The following is a 26,353-nucleotide window of genomic DNA, read 5'->3' on the forward strand; positions in this document are numbered from 1 at the left end:
GTTCTTCGACCCATTCAGTCCTCAGCAGGCGCCGACGTATTGCGCGGCATCTCCGATTGTCTTGCCGTCGGGAAAAGTCGGCGTGATTTTGCCTGCACAGTCCGGTTGTTCGGCAAGCGCCCAGCGACCGGTCAATGGGAACAGCAGGCTACGACCAGGCGAATTGCGCCTGGCGATACGCAGCCCCCAGTCAAACGGCATGATCCCGTCGCCCTCACCATCAAAGAAACATGCGGAGAACGCCACATGCGGCGGCTGACAAAGGAACCGATCGGCAGCGAAGTCAGCCACCGAGGCGTACCGCATGCCAGCCGATGTGATCGGCCACGAAGGTGGAGATGAAGTAGTACGAATGATCGTAACCCGGCTGCATCCGGATCGTCGCCGGGATACCGGCCTTGCGACAAGCCATGACCAGCAGCCCGGTCTTGAGCTGCTCGTGCAGAAAGTTGTCAGCATCGCCCTGGTCGACCAGCAGATCGGGCAGACGAGCACCATCCTCGATCAGGGCACAGGCATCGTACTCGCGCCAGGTCGACTTGTCGGGCCCCAGATAGCCGGCCAGCGCCTTCTCGCCCCAGGGGCAGTTCAGCGGGCTAACGATTGGGGAAAAGGCGCTGACCGAGCGGAAGCGATCGGGATTGCGCAAACCGATGGTCAATGCACCATGGCCACCCATCGAATGGCCTGTAATCCCCTGACGCGCCATATCGACCGGGAAATTCCCACCGATCAGCGCAGGCAATTCCTGCTCGATATAGCTGCGCATCCGGTAATTGGCCGACCACGGCGCCTGTGCCGCATCGACATAGAACCCGGCGCCCTTGCCGAAGTCATAGCCTTCGTCATCCGGCACCAGATCGCCGCGCGGGCTGGTATCCGGGGCTACGAAGATAACCCCATGCTCCGCGCATGCGGCGCGGAATTCGCCCTTTTCGGTCACATTGGCATGGGTGCAGGTCAGGCCCGACAGATACCACAGCACCGGCAGCTTCTGCCCCGGTGCGTGATCCGGCACGAAGACCGAAAAGGTCATCGGCGTGCCGGTCTCGGTCGACTGATGGGTATAGACGCCCTGCGTGCCGCCATGGCTCCGCCAGGCCGAGACCTGCTCCATCAGAACACCACGACCGAGCGGATCGACTTGCCCGCATGCATCAGGTCGAAGGCGGTGTTGATCTCTTCAAGGCCCATCACATGGGTGATCATCGGATCGATCTGGATTTTGCCCGCCATGTACATGTCGACGATCTTGGGCACATCGGTGCGGCCCTTGGCCCCGCCAAAGGCCGTGCCGCGCCAGTTTCGGCCGGTCACGAGTTGGAACGGCCGGGTGGCGATTTCCTTGCCGGCCTCGGCCACGCCGATGATGATCGAGGTACCCCAGCCACGATGGCAGGCTTCCAGCGCGGTGCGCATAACTTCGGTATTGCCGGTGGCATCGAAGGTATAGTCCGCGCCGCCATCGGTCATCAGAACGATCTTGGCGACCACGTCCTCGCGGCTCATGCCCTTGGAGTTGAGGAAGTCGGTCATCCCGAACTTGCGGCCCCACTCCTCGCGGGTCTCGTTGATATCAACGCCGATGATCTTGTTCGCCCCGGCCAGCCGCGCGCCCTGGATCACGTTGAGGCCAATGCCGCCGAGGCCGAAGACCACGACATTGTCACCGACCTGGACCTTGGCCGTGTTGATCACCGCGCCGACCCCGGTGGTCACACCGCAGCCGATGTAGCACGAGGTCTGGAAGGGCGCGTCCTCGCGGATTTTGGCGACGGCGATTTCGGGCAGGACGGTGAAGTTCGAGAAGGTGCTGCAGCCCATGTAGTGGAAGATGGTCTGCCCCTTGTAGCTGAACCGGCTGGTGCCATCGGGCATCAGCCCCTGGCCCTGGGTCGCGCGGATCGCGGTGCACAGGTTGGTCTTGCCCGAGAGGCACGACTTACACTGGCGGCATTCGGGCGTGTAGAGCGGGATCACGTGATCGCCTGGCTTGACCGAAGTCACCCCGGCACCAACCTCACGCACCACGCCGGCGCCTTCGTGGCCCAGGATTGAGGGGAATATCCCTTCGCTGTCGAACCCGTCGAGGGTGTAGGCATCGGTGTGGCAGATACCCGTTGCCATGATCTCGACCAGCACTTCGCCCGCCTTCGGACCCTCCAGGTCGAGCTCGACAATCTCGAGCGGCTGTTTCGGCGCAAAGGCAACGGCGGCACGGGTCTTCATGTTGTACTCCTTAAACTTGAGAAGTCGAAACCAGATTGGCGGCGGCGATGATCACCATCGCGCTCGCTGTTATGTATTCCTGTCACTTACCGCTAATGCCCTGCAATAACGTCGCTTGTTTCGTGGCGTTCGCCTCTGACGAAGGTGAGTGCGGCAATGCTTATCAAGGGCACAGCAGCAATTGCGAAGAAGAGGCTGCTTGGCGTCCAGTCTCGAGCCATCAGAGCACCTGTCACCAACGGACTTAAAATAGATCCGAGCCGACCGAAACTGAGAGCCCAGCCCACTCCGGTTGCACGCAATGGAGTGGGATAAAGTCCGGTCGTGTAGGCGTTCAAACACAGTTGTGCAGCAAGTACGAAAACACCAGAAACGAGAGCCATCAGTAGAGCGAAGTCCGATGCTGCAAACATGCCAAGACCAGCAATGAAGACGATTGATCCGAAATTCACGGCAATCAGAACCGGGCGGGCACTCAGGCGATCACTCAGCAGGCCGAACGCAAGGCTGCCGAAGACACCACCGAGGTTGTGCAGCATCTGGGCATAGGCCCCCGTATCCTGGCTATGTCCGGCCTGTGTAAGCAGACTGGTGAGCCAACTTGCAAGGGCGAACAGGACGAACTGCGTCGCAAAGAACGTGATCCAGAGAAAGACAGTCTGCGATCCCCGATTGGCCTTGAACAGATCGGCGACGCTCCCCCGAGCCACTGCCTGTTCACCTGTCGTAAGCTGCGCGCCTGCGGTCACGCGCGCTGTCGCATTAGCCTTCGTGAGTAGTCCGATCGCACGTGCTCTGGCGGCAGTCGTGCCCTGCGCTGTGAGGTAGCGGGCGGACTCTGGAAGGAGCGCGAGGAGAGCGAAAACCAGGATTGCCGGCGCGATGCCTCCTGCGAAAAAGACACTTCGCCATCCGAAGTTGTTAATCAGGAATGGCGCCAGGAGACCCGCCAATGTGCCGCCCAGAGCGTGTCCGCTGAACATCACGACCAACAGGAAGCTGCGATGCCTTTTTGGCATGTATTCGGCAACCAGAGCAGCGCCCAGCGGGATGGTGCCGCCGATACCGAGGCCAGTCAGCAGCCGCAGTGCCTCCAACTGCTGAATATTCTTGGCGAAGGCCGAAGCGAGCGTTGCCAGGGTGACGATTACGAACATTATGATCATGACTGGTCGGCGACCAAACCGATCACCGAGCATACCCCCTATCGCCCCTCCAAGGGCCATGCCGACGAGCGAAGCCGCCAGAGCGGGCGCGAACGTCGGCAGGCTCAGGCCCCAGTCCCGTGCGACCGTCGGTGCGATCACGCCAAGTGCTGTCGTATCGAACCCGTCAACAATGGCCACTAACGTGCACAGCAGGATGAGTCCGAAATGGAAGGCGGAGAACGGCGCATTGTCTAGCACGTCGGAGACGGCTATCATTGGACGTTCGTCCTTATTGGAAGCCATTCAATCTCTCCCGGCTTGCCATCGTCGATCGCAAAAGCTGCAAGACCTCAATTCTGGTATACCAATATGCAGGCCTGCGCAATCCGCGCATTGATTTTCTGCCGATAATCGTAGGATTTTTGGCTCATAGTGCCTGCCCCCATAGGTCGTAGTATACCATGGGCCGCCTGCACCGTCTCTGCATAGACCTACTTTAGAACCCATCTGGTTTCGGGCAGCTCATCGACACATGCCCGATCCAGCGGATCAACCGGATTCTCGAAGAACTTGACGATCATACGACCTGCGCATTCGGAATGGTTCAGCAGAACGAAGTGAAAGGTCAGCGGAAACTCGACGATCCGGGCAGTGGTGAAGTTGCCTGCGGTCTCCTCGCTCTGGAACCGTGGAGTAACGAGGTCCAGTTGACCAGCAAGAAACAGAGCTGGCGTATCGGACCGGGCCACGGCAATCGTAGCAGGATCGCTCATACTGAAGCCCATTCTGGGGCAGAACCTGGCCCAATCATAGCTTTCGAACGCCGTCATCCTCGCGCCCGAAACCACTGCTGGCGCCAGTTTACGGGTCGGGAAGGCGCCAGTGCCAGGGCGATCCATGCGGGGAAACTCGTCGCGGCAGACCGAACTCGGCCAGGTGAAGGCCGGATCCTTCCCACCGCTATTGGCTTCCGGGTTGGCGAGGCCCTGCCAAGCGAGCAGGTCGCCCTTGGCAGCGCGCTCTACCGCCAGCGGAATCTTGCCCCGCAGGTCCGGATGGGCCAGCGCCAGCCTGACCTGATCGAGGAATTCCACGTTGGAGACCTTGCGGCCCTCGATCACGCGGGGGCGGCGTTCAAGACTGGAGGCTGCCTTGCCCAGATTGGCTTCGAACCGGGGGAATGCTGCGGCGCACTCCGGCGCGGCCGAGCATTCGTCGATCAGCTCGACAAGCGGCTGGACCACGAAGGCCTTGCCGAAGGCATTGGACTCCATGCCCGACATGCCGTCGAGCACGACGGCTCCGATCGCCTTGCCATCAATTACATTGAGGCGCTGCGCAATCGTGGTGCCATAAGAGACGCCATAGACGTTCCAGCGATCAATGCCGAGTGCAAGCCGCACGTCCCGCAGATCCTGCGCGGCCTCGTAAGCACCATAGGCATTGAGGTCCATCCGCTCGGTAAGGCTTTTGCGGCAAGTCTCGACCTTAGCCGGATCAACCTTGGGATCGGCTGCCTCCATGCCTTCCGGGAATTCCGGGCACGACATGTCAGGCTTCCCCCACGGTGTCGATCCGCGATGATCGACATAGATCACCGCATCCTTGCGTGACAGGATTTGAGCCAAGCCCGGTTGCCTTTGCAGGTTCTTGAGGCCCGCGCCATTGCCCCCCATGACGAACAGGATCGGAGCGCGGCCCGCAGCCAGCTGTTCAGGCTGGACGATGGCGAAGTGGACAGTCACCGTTCGGCCATTGGCCCTTTCCCGGTCCTCGGGAACCTCGATCTTGCCACACTGGACGCGCCCGCCAAGCGCCGGTGCAACCTCGATCGGGCAGGGAGCGGGTGCCACAGCACGCTGGGGAATAGTCATGGTCTCCGCCCTACCAACCTGGGCGATTCCGGTTAGTGCGAGCGTCGCACCTCCGAAAAACCAAGAGTTCCAGCGCAGAAAATTTCCCTTGGGCATCGATCTAAGCTCCCTATTATTTGTCAAATTGTCATGACGGTTTCACCAAAAAGGTGCCCTTCACAACCCACCGATTTCGATGAAAATATTGAATCCAGTCAGTTTCCGTTACGCGGGATACGATTGGACCATTGCCTCGCAAACAGAGCCTTATCGTTCAGCTTGGCCTCGATGCTTTCCTCGACGATAAATTCGCTGGGGGTGCTGGTCATCGTGGTTTTGACGCGTGCTTCCGTTTTCCATCCATCGCGCGACGAAGCATTCTCGGAGGTAAATGCAATGCGGTAGGAATTGACATCTCCCTCCGTGATCGTGGCATCTAACGAAAGCCCTGAACCCAATTGCATTTTTATCGGCTCCAGATTTTGGAGCTCCATTGGCAAGGCAACTTCCATAACCCCTTTGCGCTTCCCGGCTGCTCCCTCAATTCTTGCCAGCCTGCTCGTCGGCTTCATTTCCTGTGCAGGAGATCGTGCAGGATTGGGCAATGTCTTGATCGGCATATCTGGTTCGGTTGTCCTGCCAATGCGTAGGGGCAACTCCAGATGGGTCACGCCAGTAATCAAGTGCAGCGCAACATCTTCGGGCGCGGGCCAAACAATTGGCCACTGGTTTTGGGATATCGAAAGGCGAAGCCGGGAGCCTTTTCTTATACGCCGGGAAGTATGCTTCAAAAGCACCTCGTGGGTCTGTTCGGTTCCTGGTGCAATAGGGACATAGGCCGTATGATCAGAGTTGTGCGCGAGATTGCGGACGCCGTACGTCAACAGCCAAGATCGTCCGTCTGGCGTAACTTCGTTAAGTCGTACTGCGATCTTGGCAATGGGCTTGTCAGCGACGAAATGAAGTTTCAGTCTTGGCTGCCCAACAATATCAATGCCTTGTGTGAGCGGCGCTGTTTCGAATAGAATCGAAAAGTCGTCGTCAAATGATTGCTCGACAGGTGCCTGGGATGTCATGTCGATCGGAGACAGGACTGGTATAGCCGTACCTACAAGGACATTAGCGGGAATCTCGACTTTGCCTTTGGGCGAGCGCTTGCGGCTTAGTATTCCGCCCTGTCCCAATCGGTAAGAGGTCTTGCTGATCTGGGCAGACGGCCAGGCCTCATCCGCTACCCAACGGCCCGGAACGTCTTGGGGATAGCATTGTGCCACCGTTGCTTCGGCCACGAACGACCGCAACATCGGCTCTTTCATCAAGCCTGTGTCATGACCATTCAGCCAATGGTCCCACCAGCGCGCTTCCTCAACCGCCCAATCGAGCCGCGGTCCCGGATCGCCCTCCTGCGGCCAGTCATGACCCCATGGGCCGATTATGCCCTTCCGTGGGCAGTCAAGCCTCTCCAATATTCGAGGCACGGTATCAATGTAGGAATCCTCAAGTCCGCCGATTGCATAGACAGCGCATTTGACCTTTGAGTAATTCGAAAGAATTCTATTTCTCCAGTACTGATCAACCAGCTGGTGGCGCATCCATTCAGAAACCAGAGGAAGCTGTGCCTGCAATCGCTCAAGCCACATTGACTGCCAGACTTCGCCCACGAGCTCCGGATCGGGCGGCACCGTCATGACCTGTTTCCAGATTGTGCCCCAAACCACTTTTTCGTTGATGACGCATCCGCCCAGTGTATGGACATCGTCTGTATAGCCGTTTTCCGTGCCCATTGCGGCGATGATTGCCTTGAGCTCGGGAATATCTTTGCCTGCCGCCTGGTAGGCCGTGATCGCACCGTATGAAATGCCCCTCATCCCGACATTGCCATTGCACCAGGGCTGGCGTGCTATCCACTTTATCAAGGGTGTAACGTCAGCTTGTTCGGGCAAGTCATACTCGTTGACAATTATGCCGCCTGACTCACCAGTGCCGCGCACATCGACCCTCACTAGGGCGAAACCACGTGGGACCAACCACGATGCGGTTCGGTCGTCGACACGCCGATAATTTCTACGTTTGCCGTAACCAATATACTCGAGGATCGCTCCTACCGGGCGGGCATCAGCATCTTCGGGCAGGAAAATTCGCGCTGCCAGCTTCACGCCGTCAGGCATCTCAATCAAGCTGTGCTCAACAACTTTCAGCTTCCGGTTTGCTGGCGGTAACCAAACGTCCGTCTTGGCCCAAGCCGGCCGATACCAACCGCCAATCGCCGAAAGCGCGCCCGCGCCAGCAATGAACTCCCGCCTCGACCCTTGCATGCTCTTCTCCTCGTCGCAGACACCGGCCTCGCGCTCCGCCCGAGGACTCAATCGGTCGCCCTATTGAAGGTCGCGCGGGATGCGCTCATTCCATTCGCGTTCACGAACGACCTTGCCGTCCCTCAATAGCTGCCGGACATGCCTATAATGGAAGGCCCCGGCATCGCTCTTGAGCTCCGTCGTGCCGCGCCATTCGACATCATGCTCTCGCCATTTGCTTTTCATGAACGATCGGCCAACAAAGCTGGCTTTCGCGGGATCATCATCGGCAACGGAAAATTCGACTGATACGTCCTCCCCGTCAGGGCTGGCCCACTGATAACCGCGTTTGACGGTCGTCGTCCGCTTCAGATCGTCGCGCAGGATTTGACTTCTGACCGGGCCGTTCCAGGTCGTTTCAGCATGGCCGCTGCCTGCTGCTTCCGCTTCAGTCACTGTCAGATTGCGGCTACCCATGTCGGCCGCCGCCTTTTCGGCAGCTTCGGGCGCTTGCGGCGGAATGACCGGCAGCGCGAGCGTCGAGCCGCCCTCCCCCACGCCGAGCGTCATGACCAGCGGCTTCGCCGACGGCCAATAGGACGGGAACAGGGCATTGGAGACCGAAATGCGCATGCGGTGACCAGGTTGGAAGATCCATGAGGTGGCGTGAAGTTTCACTTCCAAGGGATACCGGGTTCCGGGCACGAGTGGCTCCGGCTCGACAGATGATTGGCGTTGTGCGCCGTTCAACGCCCCGCCCGTGACCAGCGTTGTGGTCCCGTCAGGAGCTACGTCGGATAGCTTCACGAACCAGTTCGCATGATCGACATCGACTGAGGACAGCAGCGACGCGACCGGAGAGCCAAGAATCTGCAATTCACTCGTCAGCGGCGAGCTTTCATAGATGAGCGCTGTCGCGTCGCCCTCGCGCTGATCCGGAGACACATCGATCCAGCCCAGTCCTGCGCCGACCCCCGTACTGGCAATCATGCGCAATCGGTGATCCGAAGCCGGCCCCGCAATGGGCGCTAGGGCGTGGCTCTCGGTCAAAGAGAAGATCTGCGGCCGGATGGGCGCATTGTTCCAGCGCGCAATCGAGCGCCACTCGCCAGGGATTTGCGAGCGCGAAATGATCGGGCGGTAGGGGCGCCGCATGAAGACACTCACTTGCGGCTTTTCAAGCACGCCGTTCTGCTTGCCTTTCAGGAAGTAATCCCACCAATCGAGTGTTACTCGCCCAAGATCGGCGGTCGGCCCGGGATAATCCGAGCTGTGATTCCAGGGGCCGATCACCGCCCGCACAGGCCCACGCGAGTTTTCCAAAGCGCGAATGGCCGCGTTTCGATAGGGATCATGCCACGCTCCGACCATCATAGTCGGCACATCACCTGCAGAGGGATTAAGATCACGGCGCAAGCCGCGGTGCCAGAACTCACCGTCCCGCTGCTGCCGCAGAAATGTAAGACTCATCGGCTGCTGGTCGAACCGGTTTCGCAGGATCTCCTCATCGAACGGATCCTGATCCGGCGGTGTCACAAACAGCATGCTGTCGGCGGCGACTGTATAGTCGTCCATATGGAGGATACCCGAAGGATAGCGAACATCTTCGGAGTAAATGTCTTCGGTCGCCATGAATGTGACGATGGCTTTGAGCGCAGCCGGTTTCCTGGCACCCACCAGCATGGCGGTGAAGCCACTCCACGAGGTCCCAAACATGCCTATGCGGCCGGTTGACCAAGGCTGACTTGACAGCCAGTCCACGGCCTCAGCCGTATCATCAAGCTCGGTTTGGGAGTATTCCCGGTCTGCCAGCTTCCCTTCACTGGCTCCCGTTCCACGAAGATTGAGATAGGCTACGACATAGCCTGCCTTGACGTAGTCGGCATACCACGGGCGTCCGTGGCTTCCACAAGGACTAGCATATCCATCGACCGTGAGAAGAACTGGGAATCTCTCTTTCGGAGGCGCCTTGGAAGGTTTGGCAAGGCAGATTTCCAGTTGCACTCCATCCTTCATCGCAATCTTTTGTCGCAAGAAGCTAGCTTGCGGGGCATCTTTGGCACTGGCGTAGGACGTGGTAAGGATCGCAAACGCTGCCGCGAAACCCAGACTTAGACGACTCATTGTACGAGAACTGCGCGAAACCAGGCAGCCCGGTTCGATCTCGCGCTTCTGTAGCTTCTGATCGCCGTCACTTGCCCAGACAGCAATTTCTCCCGCCATTCTCCGTCCTCCACTCGGTGAGTGGCCGAATCATCCAGCCTTGACACTACCATACAGTTCTGTATTGTAATGCCAAGCGCGATGAAATCGGGTTTCGTCAATATCTCCGGGGCGCCGATCCACAGCCTCCCACTGGCGTCAAATCTCAAAGACTCGGTGCAACGACCAAGCCACGCCCCGCAAGTACTCACCGCATCCGAAGGAGTTTGTTGAGTGCACAGAAGTTTTCGACGGGTCTCCTGCCTGATCGCCGGGGCGGTTGCTGTCTCAGTTGCTGGCGCTGCGTCGGCCGGAACCACGGCAGTTTCAGACGCCAGGCGCCTAACGTTGCAAAACGTCGGTGCTGAGAATACTGAATATCGGGACCGCAGGGCCTTGAGACTCATCGTTTCTCCTGAAGCGGAAGCAGCTGATATCGACGCGACCTTCGCGGTGCTTCCCTATCCGCCGATCAGAGATTTTGTAATTGAGGCGGATGTAGCAGGCATGCCCGTATCCGCGGAAACCACCGCGAGAGGTTTTGTTGGTATTGCCTTCCACATCGCCGAAGATCGGAGCAGTTTCGAAGCCATCTACTTGAGGCCGACCAACGGCCGCGCCGAAGATCAGGTGCGCCGGAATCGCGCCATCCAGTACATCTCCCATCCAGACTATCCTTGGCACAGATTGAGGACTGAGGATCCGGGGCAGTTCGAGTCCTATGTGGATCTCGAACCGGGGCGATGGACTCGCATGAAAATCGTGGTCGAGGGTGCGCGCGCCAGCCTGTTCGTTAACGGTGCCAAGCAACCTAACCTGATCGTCAGCAATCTCAAACTTGGCGAGCGTTCGGGGCGAGTTGGTCTGTGGGTCGGACCAGGTTCGATCGCCCATTTCTCCAACGTTGTAATCAAGCCGATTCCCGCTCGATCAAAGCCGCATGAGCTGACAAAAGACAGCGAGCCAACGTCCGCCACCGCCCGTTAAACGGGACGTCATTCTGTTACGAGGCCTTCTGCCAGCATCGCCTTGCGCATCGGCTCCAGATAGGGCGCAAAATCGCGCCATCCGCTCAACCCTCTCGTATGAATGGGCTCCCTGATCTGGGCCGCGCTGTGCGAGGTGTTCGCAGTTGACCCCTTGTGTGGTGACAGGCAATCTTCATTCCAGTCGAGGCCGCAGGCAGCCACGAGTTCGCGGATGCCGGTTGTCGGATCGCGCACCAAATCGTCATAAAAAACATGGTGAATCCTGCCGGGCAGTTCGCGGCTCCAGTGGTCCATCAGCCTATGGAATGCCGCGATGTAGCGTCCAAGCTCAACCTGATCATAGGAAAAAGGATAGCCTTGTACGAACAGCGTCTTGAACATGCCCCAGCCCACCGCAAGTGGCGGCTTGTGGACATGTACGATGCGCGCACGTGGCAAAGCTTTGGCGATGAGCCCAATATAGAGATAATTGAGCGGCAGTTTGTCGATAATATGCAGTGACGGGTCCCGGCCTGCCGATGCGAGCGCGTGATAGAACTCACCCAACATGACTGGATCCAGCGTCTTGCTGAACGGGATCAAGGCATGTTTGCCGCCCCCCCGGAATCCACTCGCTTTTGCGCAATGCTCCAGCGCGCGCGCGAAGGCCGACATCTCTCCACCAGATACGACGTCGGGATGAGCTTCAAGAATGCGCTCCACCAGGGTCGTCCCCGAGCGCGGCAGGCCAAGGACAAAGATCGGCGCAGCACCGGAAAATCCCTCGCCCATCGACGCCAAGGTAGAACTAGTAAAGGTGCTGCGAATTGCCGCTAGCGCCGCGAGATCATCGTCAATGTCATAATCCAGATGGCATCGCCGCAACTTGGTGGCTGCGTCCAGGGCAGCAAAGGCCTGGGCAACATGACCAAGGTCCTCCCGCTCTTTTGCAAGCGCATAAAGTAGCCGCATTCGATGCTGCCAAGCCGGGTGATCACCGCCCAGTGCTGTCTCGATCTGTGCAATGTGATTGCGAACGCTTGTTTGGCGCCTGAGATGACTACGATTCAACCACGCTTCGCTATCTGCAGGGTCCACAGCTATGACGGCATCATAGTCCTTTTCGGCAGATTCCAGCTCACCAAGAAAGCGAGCCGTCGCCGCGCGATTGAAACGCACGCCGACCAGGTTCGGCTCGCGTGTAAGCACGCTGTCGAAAAAGCGGTTGGCTAGGCGGTAGTCGCCCGCAGCGGACGCGAGATCGCCAGCCATCGCCGCAGCCTGAACATCAGCGACAAGCTCGTCGAAAGATCTCGTCAGGCAAGCTCTCGCGAGGTCGGGCCTGTTCCCGGCAAGAGCGCCGCGCGCCTGCTCAAGTGCTGCCCTCGTTTTGCTCACTGTCTCAACGTCAGGCGAATTCCCACTGTCCGCGGCCGCGCAATATAGTCCCCACGGTACAAGGCTCTGATGTTCGGCGGCGCAAGGTTATTTCCGGCAGTTTTCGCTGAAATGCCATCGACGTCAAACACGTTCGTCACAAAGATCTGCATGCGCAGCGCCGAACTCCAGTCATAGGCGACCGACATGTTCGTCATGGCGAACCCATCGAGCCTAGCAAATCCCGGAGAATTTGGATCGAGGCTAGACAGTACATCGCTCCGCCAGTTCACATCGGCATGGAAGTCGATGGTCCGATCCTTGTTGCTACCCAGCGGAACCGAAATATCAATGGCGGCACCCACCTGGTGCCGCGCCGAACCGGGCAGCCGGGTACCAGAAGGTGCGATAAAGTTGCGCCCGCCGAAGGCAATCGGACCAATAACTTCGGTCGTCTTGGCATCGGTATAGGCGTAGGAAATTGATGCTGTGACCATTGAGGTCGGACGCACCTGAGCCTCAAACTCGATCCCTTGCGATCTGGCCCGGCCGCCATTGACAATTGTTGGTGTACCGGCCCTGGAGGCAATTTCAATCTGGATGTCTTGCCAGTCGATGCGAAACGCAGCAAGTGAGTAGCTGATCGCGCGGTCCAGCAACCGGCCCTTGATGCCGAACTCGTAATTGTTGGCGCTGTCCGGACCATAGTTCAGGAAGGTGCCCGGATCGCAAGCCGGACAGGATCGTGGTCCGATCGGGTAGGCGTTGGCGCCGCCCGAGCGGAAGCCTTGGCTAAAGGTGAAATAGGCCAGCTGGTCGCCGAATTCGTACGATGCGTTCCCTTTGAAAATGGCCTTAGTTTCCGAACGCGAGCCGGAACCTTGCGACGTGCCATTCGCGAGATAGGCTGGATCGCTTGACGCGCCATCACCGCCAAAAAACCCCAGGGTCGGAAATGTCTGCACTGTACTCTGGCGGAACTTCTGATTGAAGATTCGCGCTCCTCCAGTGAACGACAAGGCTGGGGTCGCATGCCAGGTAAATTCCCCGAAACCCGCCAGCTCCTCAAAACGCACCTGACGATCGAAGGTGAAGGATGTGTCGGGCGGATTGAGCGTGCCAGGCCGAACCCCTCCGAAGTAGAGGACCACGTCATTGGCATAGGTATCAAGGAAAACGCCGCTTCCCGGCAATGTCGAATAGGCAGCAAGTCCTGGCACGGTCGAGAAAGCGAAAGTGCTCTGTTTACGGTTCTGGTAATATCCCCCAATCACATATTCGAACGTGTCACTATCTTTCGAAACCAGGCGTAACTCCTGTACGAATGATCTGTCCTTGACGATGTCGTAGTTCGTGGTCGAGGCGCGCGGATAGTTTCCATAATACTGGATGAATGCGTTGGCGATCTGGGAATTATCGTACAGGTCATCCGAACGGCTGCGGGAATAGGACGTCGCGGACGTCAGCGTCGCAAAACCGAAATCGACTGTCCCGGTAAGCGAAGCAAGATCGGTATCCGTATCAATTGGGCTCACTGGGATAAGTTGCCGGTTCTCATAACCGGAGGTGCCCGTTCGGAATGGAAAGGCGTTTGCCTTGGTGTTCTGGTGAAGATAGCTCGCCTCGATGTCCACGGCATCGGTGGGCTGCCAGCGCAACGCGGCGCGGGCGAACCAGATTTTCGCCCAGTCAATGTCCTTGATCGCCCGGGTCACGGCCGGGCTGGTCAGGGGGCTTGCCGGATTGGCCAGCACAACCTGTGCATCCGGATTGAACCTGATATCTTTGTCATAAACATAGGCATTGGTCGCGTTGATGATCCCGGCCTGATACTCGTAGCCCCCATTTAGGCGCAGGGCTAAAGTGGAACCGATGGGGACGTTCAGCATGGCATCAGCGTCATAGCCAGCTTTGCCAGCATGTCGCGTCGTTGATGCGGCGAGATTCGCTTCATAATCGAACTTGCCAATGTCGGGGCGATTGCGGATCAACCGAATTGTACCGCCAACCGACCCCGCGCCGAACAACGTACCCTGCGGCCCGCGCAAAACTTCGACGCGGGCAATGTCGCTCAGCTTGAGGTTCGCAAAAACAGGGATGTCGTCGATATAGGTCGATGTCGCAGAACTTCCGAGCTTGGGAAACGATGTTCCCCCCCCGCCAATCGCGTCAGTCGATACGCCGCGAATGATGAAGTTGTTGTTCGAGCCGTTGGCACGCGGTCCATAGTCAACCGCAATCAGACCGGGTGTGCTATTCCGCAACCCAGCAAGATCTGTGATGTTAGCCTTCTCCAGCGTATCTCCTGAGACCGCGCTGATGTTGTAAGGGATTTCGAGGACGGTCTCTGCCCGTCGGGTGGCAGTGACCACAATCTCGTCGGCCTGCGATGAGCCGCTGCGGTCAGCCTCCTGAGCGCTCGCAGATTGCGGATGCATCATCACTGCGAGACTTGCAGTCTGCAGCAAAATTGACCGCTTGAATCTCATCAATCCCTCCCTTTTTGACCTCAGCATTTTTACGGCATCGAATCAAAACCATACAGCACTGTATTGTATTGAAGACCCATTGGCAATATGGAAAGTAGCCCATTCGGATTCGCGAGAGGTCATGATGAGTCAGTTTGTATCTTCAGCCATGAAGGCGTCTTTGCCATTCCGGTGTTACACAGAACCAGCGTTCTTCGAGCGGGAGCGCAGCGCACTCTTTAGCCGGGAATGGGTATGTGTAGCGCGTTGCGAAGACGTACCAGAACCCGGCAACGCTATCGTAGTGCCGGTCCTTGGAGAGAGCGTGATTGTCGGGCGTCTCGAAGACGGCAGCCTGCGCGCCCACCAGAATATCTGCCGTCACCGCGGATCAAAACTTTGTGGTGATGATTCGAAATGGGGGGTTACCCTCAACGGGGGAATTGACCGGGGCTTCATTCGCTGCCCCTATCACCAATGGACCTACGGTTTCGACGGCGCGCTGATCAATGCACCTCACCTGACTAAATCGGACGATTTCAATGTGAAAGATTTCAGCCTGATCCCGGTTGGTATCGCAACCTGGGGCGGGTTCATCTTCTTGAAACTGCGCCCAGAGCTTGGGGAAGAGATACCCAGGGCACTTGGGGTTGCTGATATTGGTCTCGCTCCGAAACGGCTCGCAAATTACCCGCTGGACCGACTACAGACCGCGCATACCATCAAATATGAGGTCGCCGCGAACTGGAAGGTCATCGCCGAAAACTACAATGAATGTTATCACTGCAGCGGTGTCCATCCGGAACTTTGCGAGATCGTGCCGGTATTCCGCAAGAAGGGCGGTCTCGAACTCGACTGGGAAAATGGTGTACCCCATCGCGAAGGAGCCTGGACCTACACGTTCACCGGCACGACGTCCCGCAAGCCGTTCGCAGGGCTCGACGAATTCGAGTTGGTTCGGCACAAGGGCGAACTCGTCTATCCGAACATGATGCTCTCAATGAGCGCAGAACATGGTGCCGCCTTCATCCTCTGGCCTATCTCAGCCGAAAAGACGATTGTCGAATGCCGCTTTCTCTTCGATCCGGAGGAAATTTCCCAACCCAATTTCAACGGTTCCGACGCGATCGACTTCTGGGACATCACGAACCGCCAGGATTGGGCAGTCTGCGAACGCGTCCAGCAGGGTATGAGCATGGGAGCGCTCGAACATGGCTGGTATGCACCAATGGAAGACGACAGCCTCGACATCCGCAAATACCTTGCTGACAGGTTGGGGGCTGGAGCCATAAGTCAGTAGAGCAGTACCTTGTCGTAGAGCGCTCCAAGGCGCTTGCGCTCGGCGCTGCTTTCGCGGATGCCGAGGGTGTAGTAACCTACCTGATGATAATAGATGATGCGACCGCGGACCTCCGCTTCGTCGCCCGTGAAGCCATAAGATTTGAACATCTCCGCAAAGGCAGCAACTCTAATGTCGTCGATGCGGTGCACAGCTTCCGCAACGTCGGGATCGGTTCGTGCCCAGTCACGGATTGCCGAATCAAATGCCGGGTCGAATTCGGTTTCGTCGATCCACAAGCGGCCGACAGTCGCATCAAAATCCTCGCGATCGCCGCGTGCGCCGGCCGCCTTGATCGCCGCCAGCATTGGTTCGGTGTTACTTGCTTCCCACAAATGCAGCAGTGCATCGAGCAGCGCGTCGCGATCTTCAAAATGCCAGTAAAAGCTGCCGCGAGTTACCTTCATGCGCTTTGCAAGCAAATCGACTTTTACGCCGTCAATACCGCTTTCAACCAGCATAGTTTTCGCTGCATTGATCCAGTCTTCGCGACTTAAGCGCGACGAGGTCCGGTTTGAACTGGACGTTGGGGGCTTTGTCCGCCGACGCAATGTACCGGCGCTTCCTTCGCTGCTCACCGCACCTCCCACCAGTCCGTACCCCGCTCAAAATTACGAACGATCAAACAACAGCATGCCAAATTCGCATAAAGCGGGGCAACCTGATGTCCCCACCTCATAACAGAACGGCAAGAATGGGGACCTTGACCACCTCAATCCCACCAAATTTGCGCAACGCCAGGATCTACGAGTCGCCAGTTGGCCCGCGCGTTGGCAATAGGCTCCGCAGGAGCAGAGTTCAACGCTTGCGATTTCCATACACTGCTGTATGGTCATTGAATGACCTGAGGCTGCTGTGGAAATGGCTTCGTAATCCAGATGACAAACAAAATGTTCCTTACCATTCGCTGCACTGATCGGCCAGGACTCGTCGCGGCTGTCACAGGCTTTCTTGCCGAATCCAACTTCACAATCGTGGAGTCGCACCAGCATCAGGATGCCGACGACTTCTTCATGCGGATCGTATTCAAGCCGGTGTCAGCAGCGATACCCTCGCTGCCTGAGGTTGAATCCTCTTTCGCACCCATTGCATCACGGTTCGATATGACAGCGACCTTCACCGATGCCTCAAGGAAGCCAAGAATCCTGCTGATGGTTTCGCGCTTCGGGCATTGCCTGCATGATCTGCTCTACCGCTGGCGCGCTGGCCAACTGCCAGTGGAGATCCGAGCTGTTGTTTCGAACCACGAGGACATGCGCTCATTCACCGAGTGGAACGGCATCCCGTATCATCACCTGCCCGTCACTCCGCAGACCAAGCCAGAGCAGGAACGGGCTCTTCTCAAACTGGTAAAAGAGAATCACATCGATCTGGTTGTTCTGGCTCGGTACATGCAGATCTTGTCACCAGATCTTTGCGCAGTGCTCGCTGGGCGGTGCATCAACATTCATCACAGTTTTCTTCCAAGCTTCAAAGGTGCCAAGCCCTATCACCAGGCCCATGCCCGGGGTGTGAAGCTCATCGGTGCGACGGCTCACTACGTTACAACCGATCTCGATGAAGGCCCGATCATCGAGCAGGACACGCGGCGCGTAAGTCATTCTCGTACCGCCGAGGAACTCACGCTTATTGGTCAGGAAGTCGAGGCATCAGTCCTCTCGCGTGCCGTCCGCTGGCATGTCGAGCAGCGTGTCATACTGAACGGATCCCGAACGATTGTGTTTGATTGAACGGAATGAGCCCAGCAGGTTGACGACCTGTTGCGGGCTGTCCAATGCCACGTTTGTCAAGCCCCGCGTCACAGTTTCCTTATCTTTGCGCAACGCCGTCAAGTGCGGCAATGGCGCGCTGGCGGATCGGTGACGACTCCAGCCTCCCAAGGGCGGCCTTTAACGCCTCCGAACGGCGCGCTTCGAGAGTTCCACCCCTCGACTGGCTCGCTACAACGGCAAAGGCGAGCGCAGTTTCCACCAGCATCGCATGATCGCCGATCACTTGCGCAAGAGTCGCGCGCTGGATCAGCAGATCGGTGGTTGCCTCGACGCGCAGCGCGGCATCAACGATAGTCAGCGTTTCTTGGGCTATGGCTGCACGCTGCCGGGGATCGACGGAAGCAATCCGTTCAAGGCGCCAGGCCGAGCGTAGCTGATTTGCGGCTGCATACCCCGGTTCAACAGGTGTCACGGACGCAAGTTGCCGATCCATCCCCGCCAGCGCCGCATAATCACCAGCTGCGCCTTTCGCTCTGGCCAGCGCCACCAGCCCACTTTCCGTCACCGGCGTGAATGGTAGCAGGCCTGCCTGCGCCAGCCGCAGGCGGGAATAGTCGCTACCGGCCCGCACGCCCGCAGGCCTTTGGGTAAAGGCATCGAGTCCCGTCCGGGTCAGGATTCCCCGCCCCGGCCCTGTTTCAAAAGCCATTGAATTCCTGTCGTCGCTGATCGGAAAGGCCCCTGCAATAGCCCGTCGCACTGCTCCCTCATCAAGGAGGAGCGACCAGGCGAAATCGTCCGCATCCAGGATGCCCGCTCGATCGAGCAGCCGGACATCGGCCGGCCCTACTACAGCAAGCCCGCTCTCTGGCAATATGGGAGCATCCGAAGCCATGACGATCAAGTTGAACGGAACCGGTTCGTATACCCGGACATTGGGGAACTCAGATGCAAGCGTCGCGAGGAAAGATCGGAGTAACCGTGGATCAACAAAGGACGCGTTCATCCATTGGACAAACACTCCATGATCGGCGAGGCGCGCCTTGGCGAGCGCAACAAACTGTCGCGTGTATAGATTCGAGGAACCCGCCGTCCAAGGATGCGACGGCTGTGACACAATGATGTCGTAGCGTTTGCCAGTGCGCAGCATTGCGTTACGTGCATCATTGTGGACGATCTTGACCCGGGCGTCAGATAGCGGATCCACCGCACGCTGCGACGCAATCCTGCGATTGGCCTCGATGATACGTTCTTCGATTTCGACAACATCTATGGTGCTGATCCACGAAGGGACCGGTTCCAGGCTGACGCCTCCGCCAAGACCGATCACCATCATTGATCTGGCCTGCGGTCGTGCGAGCGATGGAAGAATAGTCAGCCAGTGTTGATCATTCAGGGCTGGTGGCGTACCCGCCCGCGGCACCAGTGCTTCCGGCAGCCCATCACTTCGAATAAGTACACCGTCATCACGGTCGCGCACTTCGACTGTTGCAACGCGCCCCACATTGAGCGAAACCAGATCACCGGATGTGTCTCTGTCTACGACACCGGCCTTGAGCAGCGAGTAGGGTTCCGGCACTCCAATTACGAGCCCGCCGATACTCGCAAGCGCGCCTGCTGCGAATGCATAAGTTTGTTTTGATATGTGAGAAACGGCCGCAGCAGCTAAGAAAAGTAGCGTTACTGCAACAAGCAGCGTTCCGCCGAAGCCGTACGATTCCAGCAGATAATGGCCAGCCAACATAGCGCCTGCTACCGCCCCCGCAGTATTTGAGGCATAGACCACAGCCGCGCTTTTCGCAGGGTCTCCGCCTGCCGCCTCGACGAAGCGCGGATAGGCCATGCCGAAGGCAATGGCTCCCGGAAACAGAGCCAGAACCGCGGATTTCTCAGCAGCTCCCGTAACAAGGATTGCGAGATAGCCCAGCGAGGACAAGATTGCGCCGAACGTGAGCGCCATGGCTGCACTTCCCGGCTTCCGCGCAGCATAGAGTCCACCGAGCGCAAGTCCCGTCAGCCATAGGCCCAGCATGAACGCAAAGCCTTGAGTCGTCCCCCCAAAGGGAATTGCCAGCAGCCTTGTCCAGAATACCTCAAGTGCGAAAGTAGCGACCCCGGACAGAAACGCCGCAACCAGCACCCGTTGAACAGGCGAAGCAGCGGTTCCCGCATCGTGCTTCTTTTCGGGGCCGTTGGAGCGCAGGTGGCGCCAAGCCAAGACAGCGGCCACAATATTGGCCGCTGCGGCCAACTGGCTGGCCACAGTCAGTCCCAAAGACGGTAGCAGTAGGAAGCCTGCCAGCATCGCTCCTGCCGCTGCGCCGAACGTATTCAGCGCATAGAGGCCAGCGACATCGTCCACACCGCAGCGCACCGCGCGCACCAGAATTGGCAGCGTGGCTCCCATGGCGATGGTCGGTGGTGCAAAGGCCGCTGCAACGATCGTAAGATAGACCCAGAACTGGGCCCAACCTGCATCAGGCGGCAAATGCGCTCCGCTCGACAACAGTCCGATCAGCAGCGTCTGCAACAGAGGAAATAGCAGAGGAACGGCGATGGCCCAGACCGCAATAAACAGCTCTAGAAACGCGTAGCGTCTGCCTGCATCGACGCCAGAATTGAGCCAGCGCGCGGCCATCCAACCACCCAGCGCAAGACCGCCGAGAAAGCTTGCCAGCATGATCGCGACGGCGCTTTGTGCCGTTCCAATCGCCACCGCCATCTTGTGGGTCCAGACGACCTGGTAAACCAGCGCTGCCATGCCAGACAACGCCATGCAGATAGCGGCGACGACGTACTTCGGATCTCTCTTTCTTGCGATGCTCATTCAAGCCCCGTCAGGCCATGAACTGGCAGAGCCGGGCAGAAATTGCCACCCATGCTCTGCCAGTTCGCGTGATCAGAACCGGTAGCGTGCCTGAATAGTGAAAGTCCGCGGCGGTTCGGTGAACGCTGAAATCGAGTTAAATCCGCCCGGGATCGTGTTCTTGAAGGCAGCGGTGCGCTTATCGGTAAGATTGCGAACGGCCAGCGACAGGTCCCAGCCACTTTCACTCGACAGGCCGACCCTGGCGTTAAGCTTGGCAAATTTCTCCTGGAAGGAGTTCGGGTTGATGTCGGTCAAGGTCGCGAACCGGCTCGTGAAATAGAGGTCGCTACCTGCCCGGAGCGTAAGCCCACTCCCGATTTCCTGGGACCAGTCCGCTGAAATGTTGCCCGACCACTTCGGCGCATAGGGGGTCGTAACGCCCGAGAGATTCTGGGTGTTGTTCGCCGTATTACAGCCAAGAGCGGCCGTCTGGCCAGCGAAGCACTGCGCGGTGGTAAAGTCCTTGTAGGTTGCGTCTAGATAAGTGACGTTAGTCGAAAGCCTGAAGTTCCTTGTCACCGCGAACTGGAGTTCCGCTTCCACACCTTGAGTCCGCGCGGATGCGGCATTGGTTGTCTGGAAGAGAGCGGTTGCGGGATCGAAGGAAGAAACCTGCAGGTCCTTGTAATCGCTCCGGAACGCCGTGAGATTTAGCAGGACTCGTCGGTCGAAGAAGCGGCTCTTCAAGCCGATCTCATAAGCGTTTGCATTCTCCGGATTAAACGGCCCGCCATCCGTTCCGGAGAAGCCCCCGGACTTGAAGCCCTTCTTGAAGCTGGAATAGATCATCACGTCTTCAGCCGGACGATACTCAAGCGTGATGGCGGGCTGGAGCTTCTCATCCTTTCGGCTCGCGGTCAGGATTGGAAGTGGAGTGCAGCCCGAATAGGGAGTGGATTCACACCCGGCAAATGCGAGATCCTTCTTGACCTCTTCGTAGCGCACTCCGCCGCGGATCGTCAGCGGACCGAAGGCATAGCTCGCCTCCCCGAACAGCGCCCATGATGAGGCATCTTCGACGCTGTCCTGAACGCCACCGATAATCCGAGCGTTCACAAATGCCGGAGTTCGGCTAGTCGAGCCTGCCGGAGGCGGAACCACAAGCGGCAGAAGATTACGCGCATCGTTGTCCGAGGTGCTGACAACATCGTTGTTGTTCTTGTCGACATAGGCTCCCAGGAACCATTTGAACGCACCGTCCTTGGGCGAAACCAGACGGATTTCCTGACTGATCTGATCATAGCGTTCAGTGAAAGTGGCCGTGGAATAATTAGCCACGCCTTGATCAGTATCGATAAACTGGTAGTTCTTGTACTTGTAATAGCCCGTTACCGAGCTCAGCGTCACTCCATTGCCAAATTCATAATCCAGCAAAAGTGTGCCGCCGCCCGAGCGCAGGCGGTTATAGAATGAACCACCATTATCGTCAGTATAGAGGTCTGGCCGCGCTGCTTCTGCCGCTGACGGGATCAGTCCACTCGAGGCCTTGAAGCGATCGAACAGACAAGGCTCACGAACTGCGTCGGAAATGTCACGGCGGAAATTGGGCTGACAGATGATCGACTGGTTATTGCGCCCTCGGTCGTCATTGTTCCCAAAGTAGCCGATGGCCGTCAATTTGAGCCTGTCTGCCAATTCTCCTGTGATCGTCATACGACCCAGAAGATCTTCAATCTCGGGCTCCTTGCGACCGGTTACTGTGTTTGTCAGATAACCATCAGACTTTCGGTAGCGCAAGGCGACACGGGTGGACCAGTCCTGTCCAAGAGGGATGTCGACCGCACCAAATGCAGCCCTTTCATTGGTGACCGGCTCATAGCTGAACTCGAGCTCGCCGCCAAACTTATCGCCGGGCCGCCGCGTGGCCACGTTAATGGCGCCCGCAATCGCATTCTTGCCCAGAAACGTTGGTTGCGGCCCCTTCAGGAACTCGATTCGGTCGATGTCAAGAAAGCCAAGGCGCTGGGTGCGGGCCCGGCCATAATACACCCCGTCGATGTACATTGGCGCCGACTGCTCGAAGCCCAAATTCTGCCCCGAGCCGATCCCGCGCACGGTAATGGTATCGGCCATGCCGCCTCGCGACACGCGCAGACCCGGTACTTGGACATCCTCGAAGTTCTGAACTGCACCACTTCTCAGAAGGTCGCCGGTGACAGCTTGCACCGAGATTGGCACGTCCTGCAGGCGCTCAGGCCGCTTGGTCGCCGTAACGACGATCTCTCCAAGTGCCGGCTGCTCGTCGCTCTTTTCGGCGGACTGCGCAAACGCAGGCGAAGCGAGCGGCAGCGCTAGCATAGATGCGGCCATTAGCCGGCCGAAGGAATTGATTCTTCCCAGTGCGTCTGTCACGAAAAACCTCCCCCATGGTATACTGAGTGTGTGGGAATATGCGTCATTGAGGCGTCTGTCAACTTGGAAATCCCCCTTTGGTATACCATGATGCCGGGGCGGCTTCTGCAACACCCCACAGCGCAGCCTCATTGCGAGTCACGAGGTAGATCCTGCCAACATGGTGCACCGCGATATGAGCGGGGTATCAAAAGGGTCACCAGGCCCTTCTGACAAAACGCCATGACATCGACTTGGCCAATCTGCATTGGCCTGGCCTCTTCTCCCCGCAGCAACACAGCAGAATGCGTCGCCAGCTGCACGCTATCGACATTGTAAACGGCAACGAAGCTGTCGGAGACATCGGTGATGATTGCGGGTGCCCCGGCAAGCTGCAGCTTCATCGCAGCAGCACGATCGGCCATACCGGATGCAGAGCCCAGCAGTAACCAGTCACACCGGCTGGTGCGCAGCCCCAGACAGGTGGACGTGTCGCCATGCAGGTCGCCGAAATCGGGCAACCGGCAGTTGAAGCAGCCTTCTATCGGGCTTTTCAACTCCGGATGACGAGCCAGATCAACCGACAAACGAATAATTGAGAGGTCAAGTGTCAAGCCGACCTCCCTCGCGGTCATAGGCGACCGTCTCTGAAATCCTGGCCTGCCAACTCCTCCCCAGCGAGACGATCTCGACGATTTCACCAAGGCGCCGCTGCCCCTGCTCGACCAATCCCAAGGCAACGCCCCGTCCCAGCACGGGGCTGAACTGGCTGCTCGTAACGAATCCTCCGCTCTGCCCACTGGGAGCCCGCACATGACCACCTACCGGCAATATCCCGCCGCAAAGCGAGGTCAGGCCCACCAGTTGCTTACGATATGGCGATAAGGATGAGCGACGCGTCAGCGCTCGCCGCCCAAGGAAATCGCTCTGCTTTTTGGCGATGGCTCCGCCAAAACCGATATCACCGGGCTGGGTCTCGCTGTCGGTATCAGTTCCAACATGAATGTAGCCCTTTTCGATACGCAAGATTTCGAGTGCCTCTATCCCATAGGGCACCAATCCATAGGGCTTGCCAGCCGCCATCAGCGCATCGCCCATCTGCACCGCCTGCCCCGCTGGCACCTGGATCTCGTAGCTCAACTCACCAGAAAAGCTCACGCGCTGAATACGTACTTCCGATCCGTCGAGTTGTCCCTCTCGGACGGACAAGTGTGGAAAACGCTCACTTGAGAGATCAAAACTGGGCTGCAATGCCTCGAGCACATTTCGTGCGTTCGGGCCCGCAACAGTCCAGACAGCATATTGCTCAGTCACGTCTTGAACGACAACATCCATCGGCCATTCGCATTGAAGCAGATCCTCCAGCAGGCGGACCATCCGGTCAGCGAAGGCACTGGACGGGCTGAGCAGGAAACTCCCGTCTTGGAGACGAGCATAGACCCCGTCATCCAGGATCGTACCGTTCTCGTTGAGGACAAGCCCGTACCGGATCCGCCCGGGCTTGAGCGTCGAGGGGGTGCCAACATAGACCCGGTCGAGGAACGCTGCAGCTTCGGGGCCGGCCACGAGAATTTTGCCAAGCGGCGAACCGTCAAAAAGACCAACGCCACTTCGGACCGCTGCGGCTTCACGCTCAGCTGCCGCCTGGATGTCTTCCCCGCCAACCGGATATGCCGCCGGCCTTTCCCATCCAAAATCCTCGAACACAGCACCTTCGCGTACATGCCATTCGTGTGCGGGCAGATACCGACGGGGTCGGAAGCGTTCACCGCGTAGATCAGCACCGATCAGACCAAAGGCTGTAGGAACGAAGGGCGGACGAACCTTGCTTGCGGACAGCGTTCCGGGTTCCGCGCCGATGGTCTCCGCGAGGATCATGGCGCCGGGGACCGAGCTCAGCTTTCCCTGGTCGACGCCCATTCCCAACACAGTGTAGCGCTTGAGATGCTCAACGCTTCGATAGTTTTCGCGGGCCGCCAGCTTGATGTCTGCCACGGTCACATCGGTCTGAAAATCGACGAACATGGTCTTTTCATCCCCGCCGTGGACAGTCCAGATGGGCTCCGCCTCAATCGGTTCGGGGCCTGCCCATTCGACATTGGCGACCAACCCATCCGGCTGGAAACTCTGGCTGCGCTCGTTGAACTTCGTCTGACCGCCAGCCATGGTCCACAGTTGGGAAGCAGGGTTCCAGCCTCCCGAGACCCCGACAAAGTCGCACGCGAGACGACTCAGGCCATCCGGCTTCTCTATGGTGACGCCGGTGACGCGTCCGCGCCCATGGGCCGACCGGACTAATGACGAAAAGAATAGATCGATTCCGTGCGCACGGGCGCGATCGGCAAGTTCGGGCAGCACCTGCGGCCTTGCATCGACAATGGCGCGCACCCCTACACCACACTGCGCAGCTTCAATAGCGGACCGCCAGCCCAGATCGTTGTTGACGAAGAAAATGCCGGATCGACCCGGCGCCACCGCATAATCCGCGACATATCTGCCGATCGCACCGGCGAGCATGATGCCGGGCAAGTCGTTGTTCGCAAATGCGATGCCGCGCTCTTGCTTGCCCGTCGCGAGAATGATCTGCTCAGCCCGGATGCGGTGGAGTACCCGACCTTCCGATGCGGCCAGCACAAAACCATGATCCCAGATTCCAAGAGCTGCAGTCTTTTCAAAGGTCCGAACACCTTCAAGGCTTGGAAGACCCTGATCCAGATCGACAAGCAATACCGATTTGCCGTCTCGCGCTGCCTGTGCCGCAGCGGCCAACCCCCTTCTGCCTCCACCTATCACTAGCAGATCACATTCCACATGACGCGCTTCGTAGCGCTGCGGATCGGGCACGACCGGCACCTTGCCAAGTCCGGCGGCGCGCCGAATCAGCCATTCGAACCAGTGCCAGTCCGGCCACATGAATGTCTTGTAGTAGAATCCGGCAGAGAACAGTCCGCGGAGACGATCATTCACGCCAGCAATGTCCCAGGTCAGTGAAGGCCAGGCATTGATGCTCCGGGCAACCAGCCCTTCCTCCAGAGCGATCATGGTGGCCTGCACGTTGGGAATGGAGGATAGGCCGTGCTCAAGTTGAACCAGAGCGTTGGTTTCCTCGCAGCCGGCTCCCATAATACCGCGTGGCCGATGGAGCTTGAAGCTCCGTCCGACAAGCTGCACGCCGTTGGCGAGCAAGGCCGACGCCAGTGTATCGCCCGCAAGGCCTGCATAGCGCTTGCCATTGAACGAAAAGTCGATGGACTGGCCGCGATCGATCCTGCCGCCGCCATGGGAAAGTCGGTAACCGGTCACGGCCGCGCAACTCCCATTACGTAAACCGCTACGACCTCGTGAGTTTCAGTATGCCGGATCAGATTGAACCAGACCCCGCAACCGTGCACATGGACCCATCGCTCGGCATGCTCGCCCTTGGGGTTAGCGCGCAGGAAGAGATACTCCTCCCAAGCCTGGTCGTCGCAGTCCAGCTCTGGTCGGTCGATATGGGCTTCGCCGCCATAGGCAAATTCGCGCTCGTCGCGCAGGCCACAGTTCGGGCAGGCAATCCGCATCAT

18 protein-coding genes are annotated in these 26,353 nt (G+C 58.4%); 3 read left to right on the plus strand and 15 right to left on the minus strand.

Features of this window, described 5'->3' with window-relative positions:
• Positions 1-21 precede the first annotated feature (21 nt).
• The 7 genes from IP83_RS20345 to IP83_RS15615 form a co-directional block, all read right to left on the minus strand.
• Positions 22-291: a hypothetical protein gene (locus IP83_RS20345; protein WP_125955336.1), complete on the minus strand. Its 270-nt coding sequence runs from the start codon at positions 289-291 to the stop codon at positions 22-24.
• Complete coding sequence (fghA, locus tag IP83_RS15590) at positions 284-1,117, minus strand: S-formylglutathione hydrolase (protein WP_054123154.1); 834 nt, start codon at positions 1,115-1,117, stop codon at positions 284-286. The genes IP83_RS20345 and fghA overlap by 8 nt, the downstream gene beginning before the upstream one ends.
• Positions 1,117-2,229 carry an S-(hydroxymethyl)glutathione dehydrogenase/class III alcohol dehydrogenase gene (locus IP83_RS15595; protein ID WP_054123155.1) on the minus strand — a complete coding sequence of 371 codons (1,113 nt, stop codon included), beginning with the start codon at positions 2,227-2,229 and terminating at the stop codon, positions 1,117-1,119. Before IP83_RS15595 ends, fghA begins: the two co-directional genes overlap by 1 nt.
• A gap of 92 nt (positions 2,230-2,321) precedes the next feature.
• Entirely contained in the window at positions 2,322-3,653 is a 1,332-nt protein-coding gene (locus IP83_RS15600; protein WP_054123156.1) for an MFS transporter, read from the minus strand.
• A gap of 215 nt (positions 3,654-3,868) precedes the next feature.
• Positions 3,869-5,251: an alpha/beta fold hydrolase gene (locus tag IP83_RS15605; RefSeq protein ID WP_197274401.1), complete on the minus strand. Its 1,383-nt coding sequence runs from the start codon at positions 5,249-5,251 to the stop codon at positions 3,869-3,871.
• Positions 5,252-5,445: 194 nt separating this feature from the next.
• Positions 5,446-7,545, minus strand: a complete 2,100-nt coding sequence (locus tag IP83_RS15610) for a CocE/NonD family hydrolase (RefSeq protein ID WP_156309769.1) — start codon at positions 7,543-7,545, stop codon at positions 5,446-5,448.
• Positions 7,546-7,605: 60 nt separating this feature from the next.
• On the minus strand, positions 7,606-9,747 hold the full coding sequence (locus tag IP83_RS15615) for a CocE/NonD family hydrolase (protein ID WP_082364760.1): 2,142 nt from the start codon (positions 9,745-9,747) through the stop codon (positions 7,606-7,608).
• Positions 9,748-10,122: 375 nt separating this feature from the next.
• Between IP83_RS15615 and IP83_RS19645 the strand changes: the two genes are divergently transcribed.
• On the plus strand, positions 10,123-10,713 hold the full coding sequence (locus IP83_RS19645) for a hypothetical protein (protein ID WP_125955331.1): 591 nt from the start codon (positions 10,123-10,125) through the stop codon (positions 10,711-10,713).
• Between the two features lie 8 nt (positions 10,714-10,721).
• Here the strand turns inward: IP83_RS19645 and IP83_RS19650 are convergent, their stop codons facing one another.
• Together IP83_RS19650 and IP83_RS15635 are read right to left on the minus strand one after the other, a co-directional pair.
• The gene (locus tag IP83_RS19650; RefSeq protein WP_125955330.1) at positions 10,722-11,966 is read right to left on the minus strand and encodes a sulfotransferase; all 1,245 of its coding nucleotides are present in this window, start codon (positions 11,964-11,966) and stop codon (positions 10,722-10,724) included.
• A gap of 122 nt (positions 11,967-12,088) precedes the next feature.
• On the minus strand, positions 12,089-14,560 hold the full coding sequence (locus IP83_RS15635; RefSeq protein ID WP_197274402.1) for a TonB-dependent receptor: 2,472 nt from the start codon (positions 14,558-14,560) through the stop codon (positions 12,089-12,091).
• Between IP83_RS15635 and IP83_RS15640 the strand changes: the two genes are divergently transcribed.
• Positions 14,550-15,839 (plus strand): aromatic ring-hydroxylating dioxygenase subunit alpha, encoded by a 1,290-nt coding sequence (locus IP83_RS15640; protein ID WP_197274403.1) that lies wholly within the window; start codon positions 14,550-14,552, stop codon positions 15,837-15,839. The two genes, IP83_RS15635 and IP83_RS15640, sit on opposite strands and share 11 nt — an antisense overlap.
• On the opposite strand, the gene IP83_RS15645 is transcribed toward IP83_RS15640, so the two are convergent.
• Positions 15,833-16,468, minus strand: coding sequence for a TetR/AcrR family transcriptional regulator (locus IP83_RS15645; protein WP_369817032.1), 636 nt, complete (start codon positions 16,466-16,468; stop codon positions 15,833-15,835). The two genes, IP83_RS15640 and IP83_RS15645, sit on opposite strands and share 7 nt — an antisense overlap.
• 300 nt (positions 16,469-16,768) lie before the next feature.
• On the opposite strand from IP83_RS15645, the gene purU reads away from it, so the two are divergent.
• Positions 16,769-17,608 (plus strand): formyltetrahydrofolate deformylase, encoded by an 840-nt coding sequence (gene purU / locus IP83_RS15650; protein WP_231625075.1) that lies wholly within the window; start codon positions 16,769-16,771, stop codon positions 17,606-17,608.
• Positions 17,609-17,687: 79 nt separating this feature from the next.
• On the opposite strand, the gene IP83_RS15655 is transcribed toward purU, so the two are convergent.
• The 5 genes from IP83_RS15655 to IP83_RS15680 form a co-directional block, all read right to left on the minus strand.
• Entirely contained in the window at positions 17,688-20,417 is a 2,730-nt protein-coding gene (locus IP83_RS15655) for a spermidine synthase (RefSeq protein WP_054123166.1), read from the minus strand.
• Between the two features lie 72 nt (positions 20,418-20,489).
• Positions 20,490-22,811: a TonB-dependent receptor gene (locus IP83_RS15660; RefSeq protein WP_197274404.1), complete on the minus strand. Its 2,322-nt coding sequence runs from the start codon at positions 22,809-22,811 to the stop codon at positions 20,490-20,492.
• Positions 22,812-22,939: 128 nt separating this feature from the next.
• Positions 22,940-23,404, minus strand: coding sequence for a hypothetical protein (locus IP83_RS15665; RefSeq protein ID WP_156309771.1), 465 nt, complete (start codon positions 23,402-23,404; stop codon positions 22,940-22,942).
• A complete protein-coding gene (locus IP83_RS19655) occupies positions 23,394-26,093 on the minus strand; it encodes a 2Fe-2S iron-sulfur cluster-binding protein (protein WP_082364765.1) in 2,700 nt (899 codons plus the stop codon). The genes IP83_RS15665 and IP83_RS19655 overlap by 11 nt, the downstream gene beginning before the upstream one ends.
• A complete protein-coding gene (locus IP83_RS15680) occupies positions 26,090-26,353 on the minus strand; it encodes a sarcosine oxidase subunit delta (RefSeq protein WP_054123171.1) in 264 nt (87 codons plus the stop codon). Before IP83_RS15680 ends, IP83_RS19655 begins: the two co-directional genes overlap by 4 nt.

Origin of the sequence: Novosphingobium sp. AAP93, assembly GCF_001296055.1 — a bacterium.
Classification (GTDB): domain Bacteria; phylum Pseudomonadota; class Alphaproteobacteria; order Sphingomonadales; family Sphingomonadaceae; genus Novosphingobium.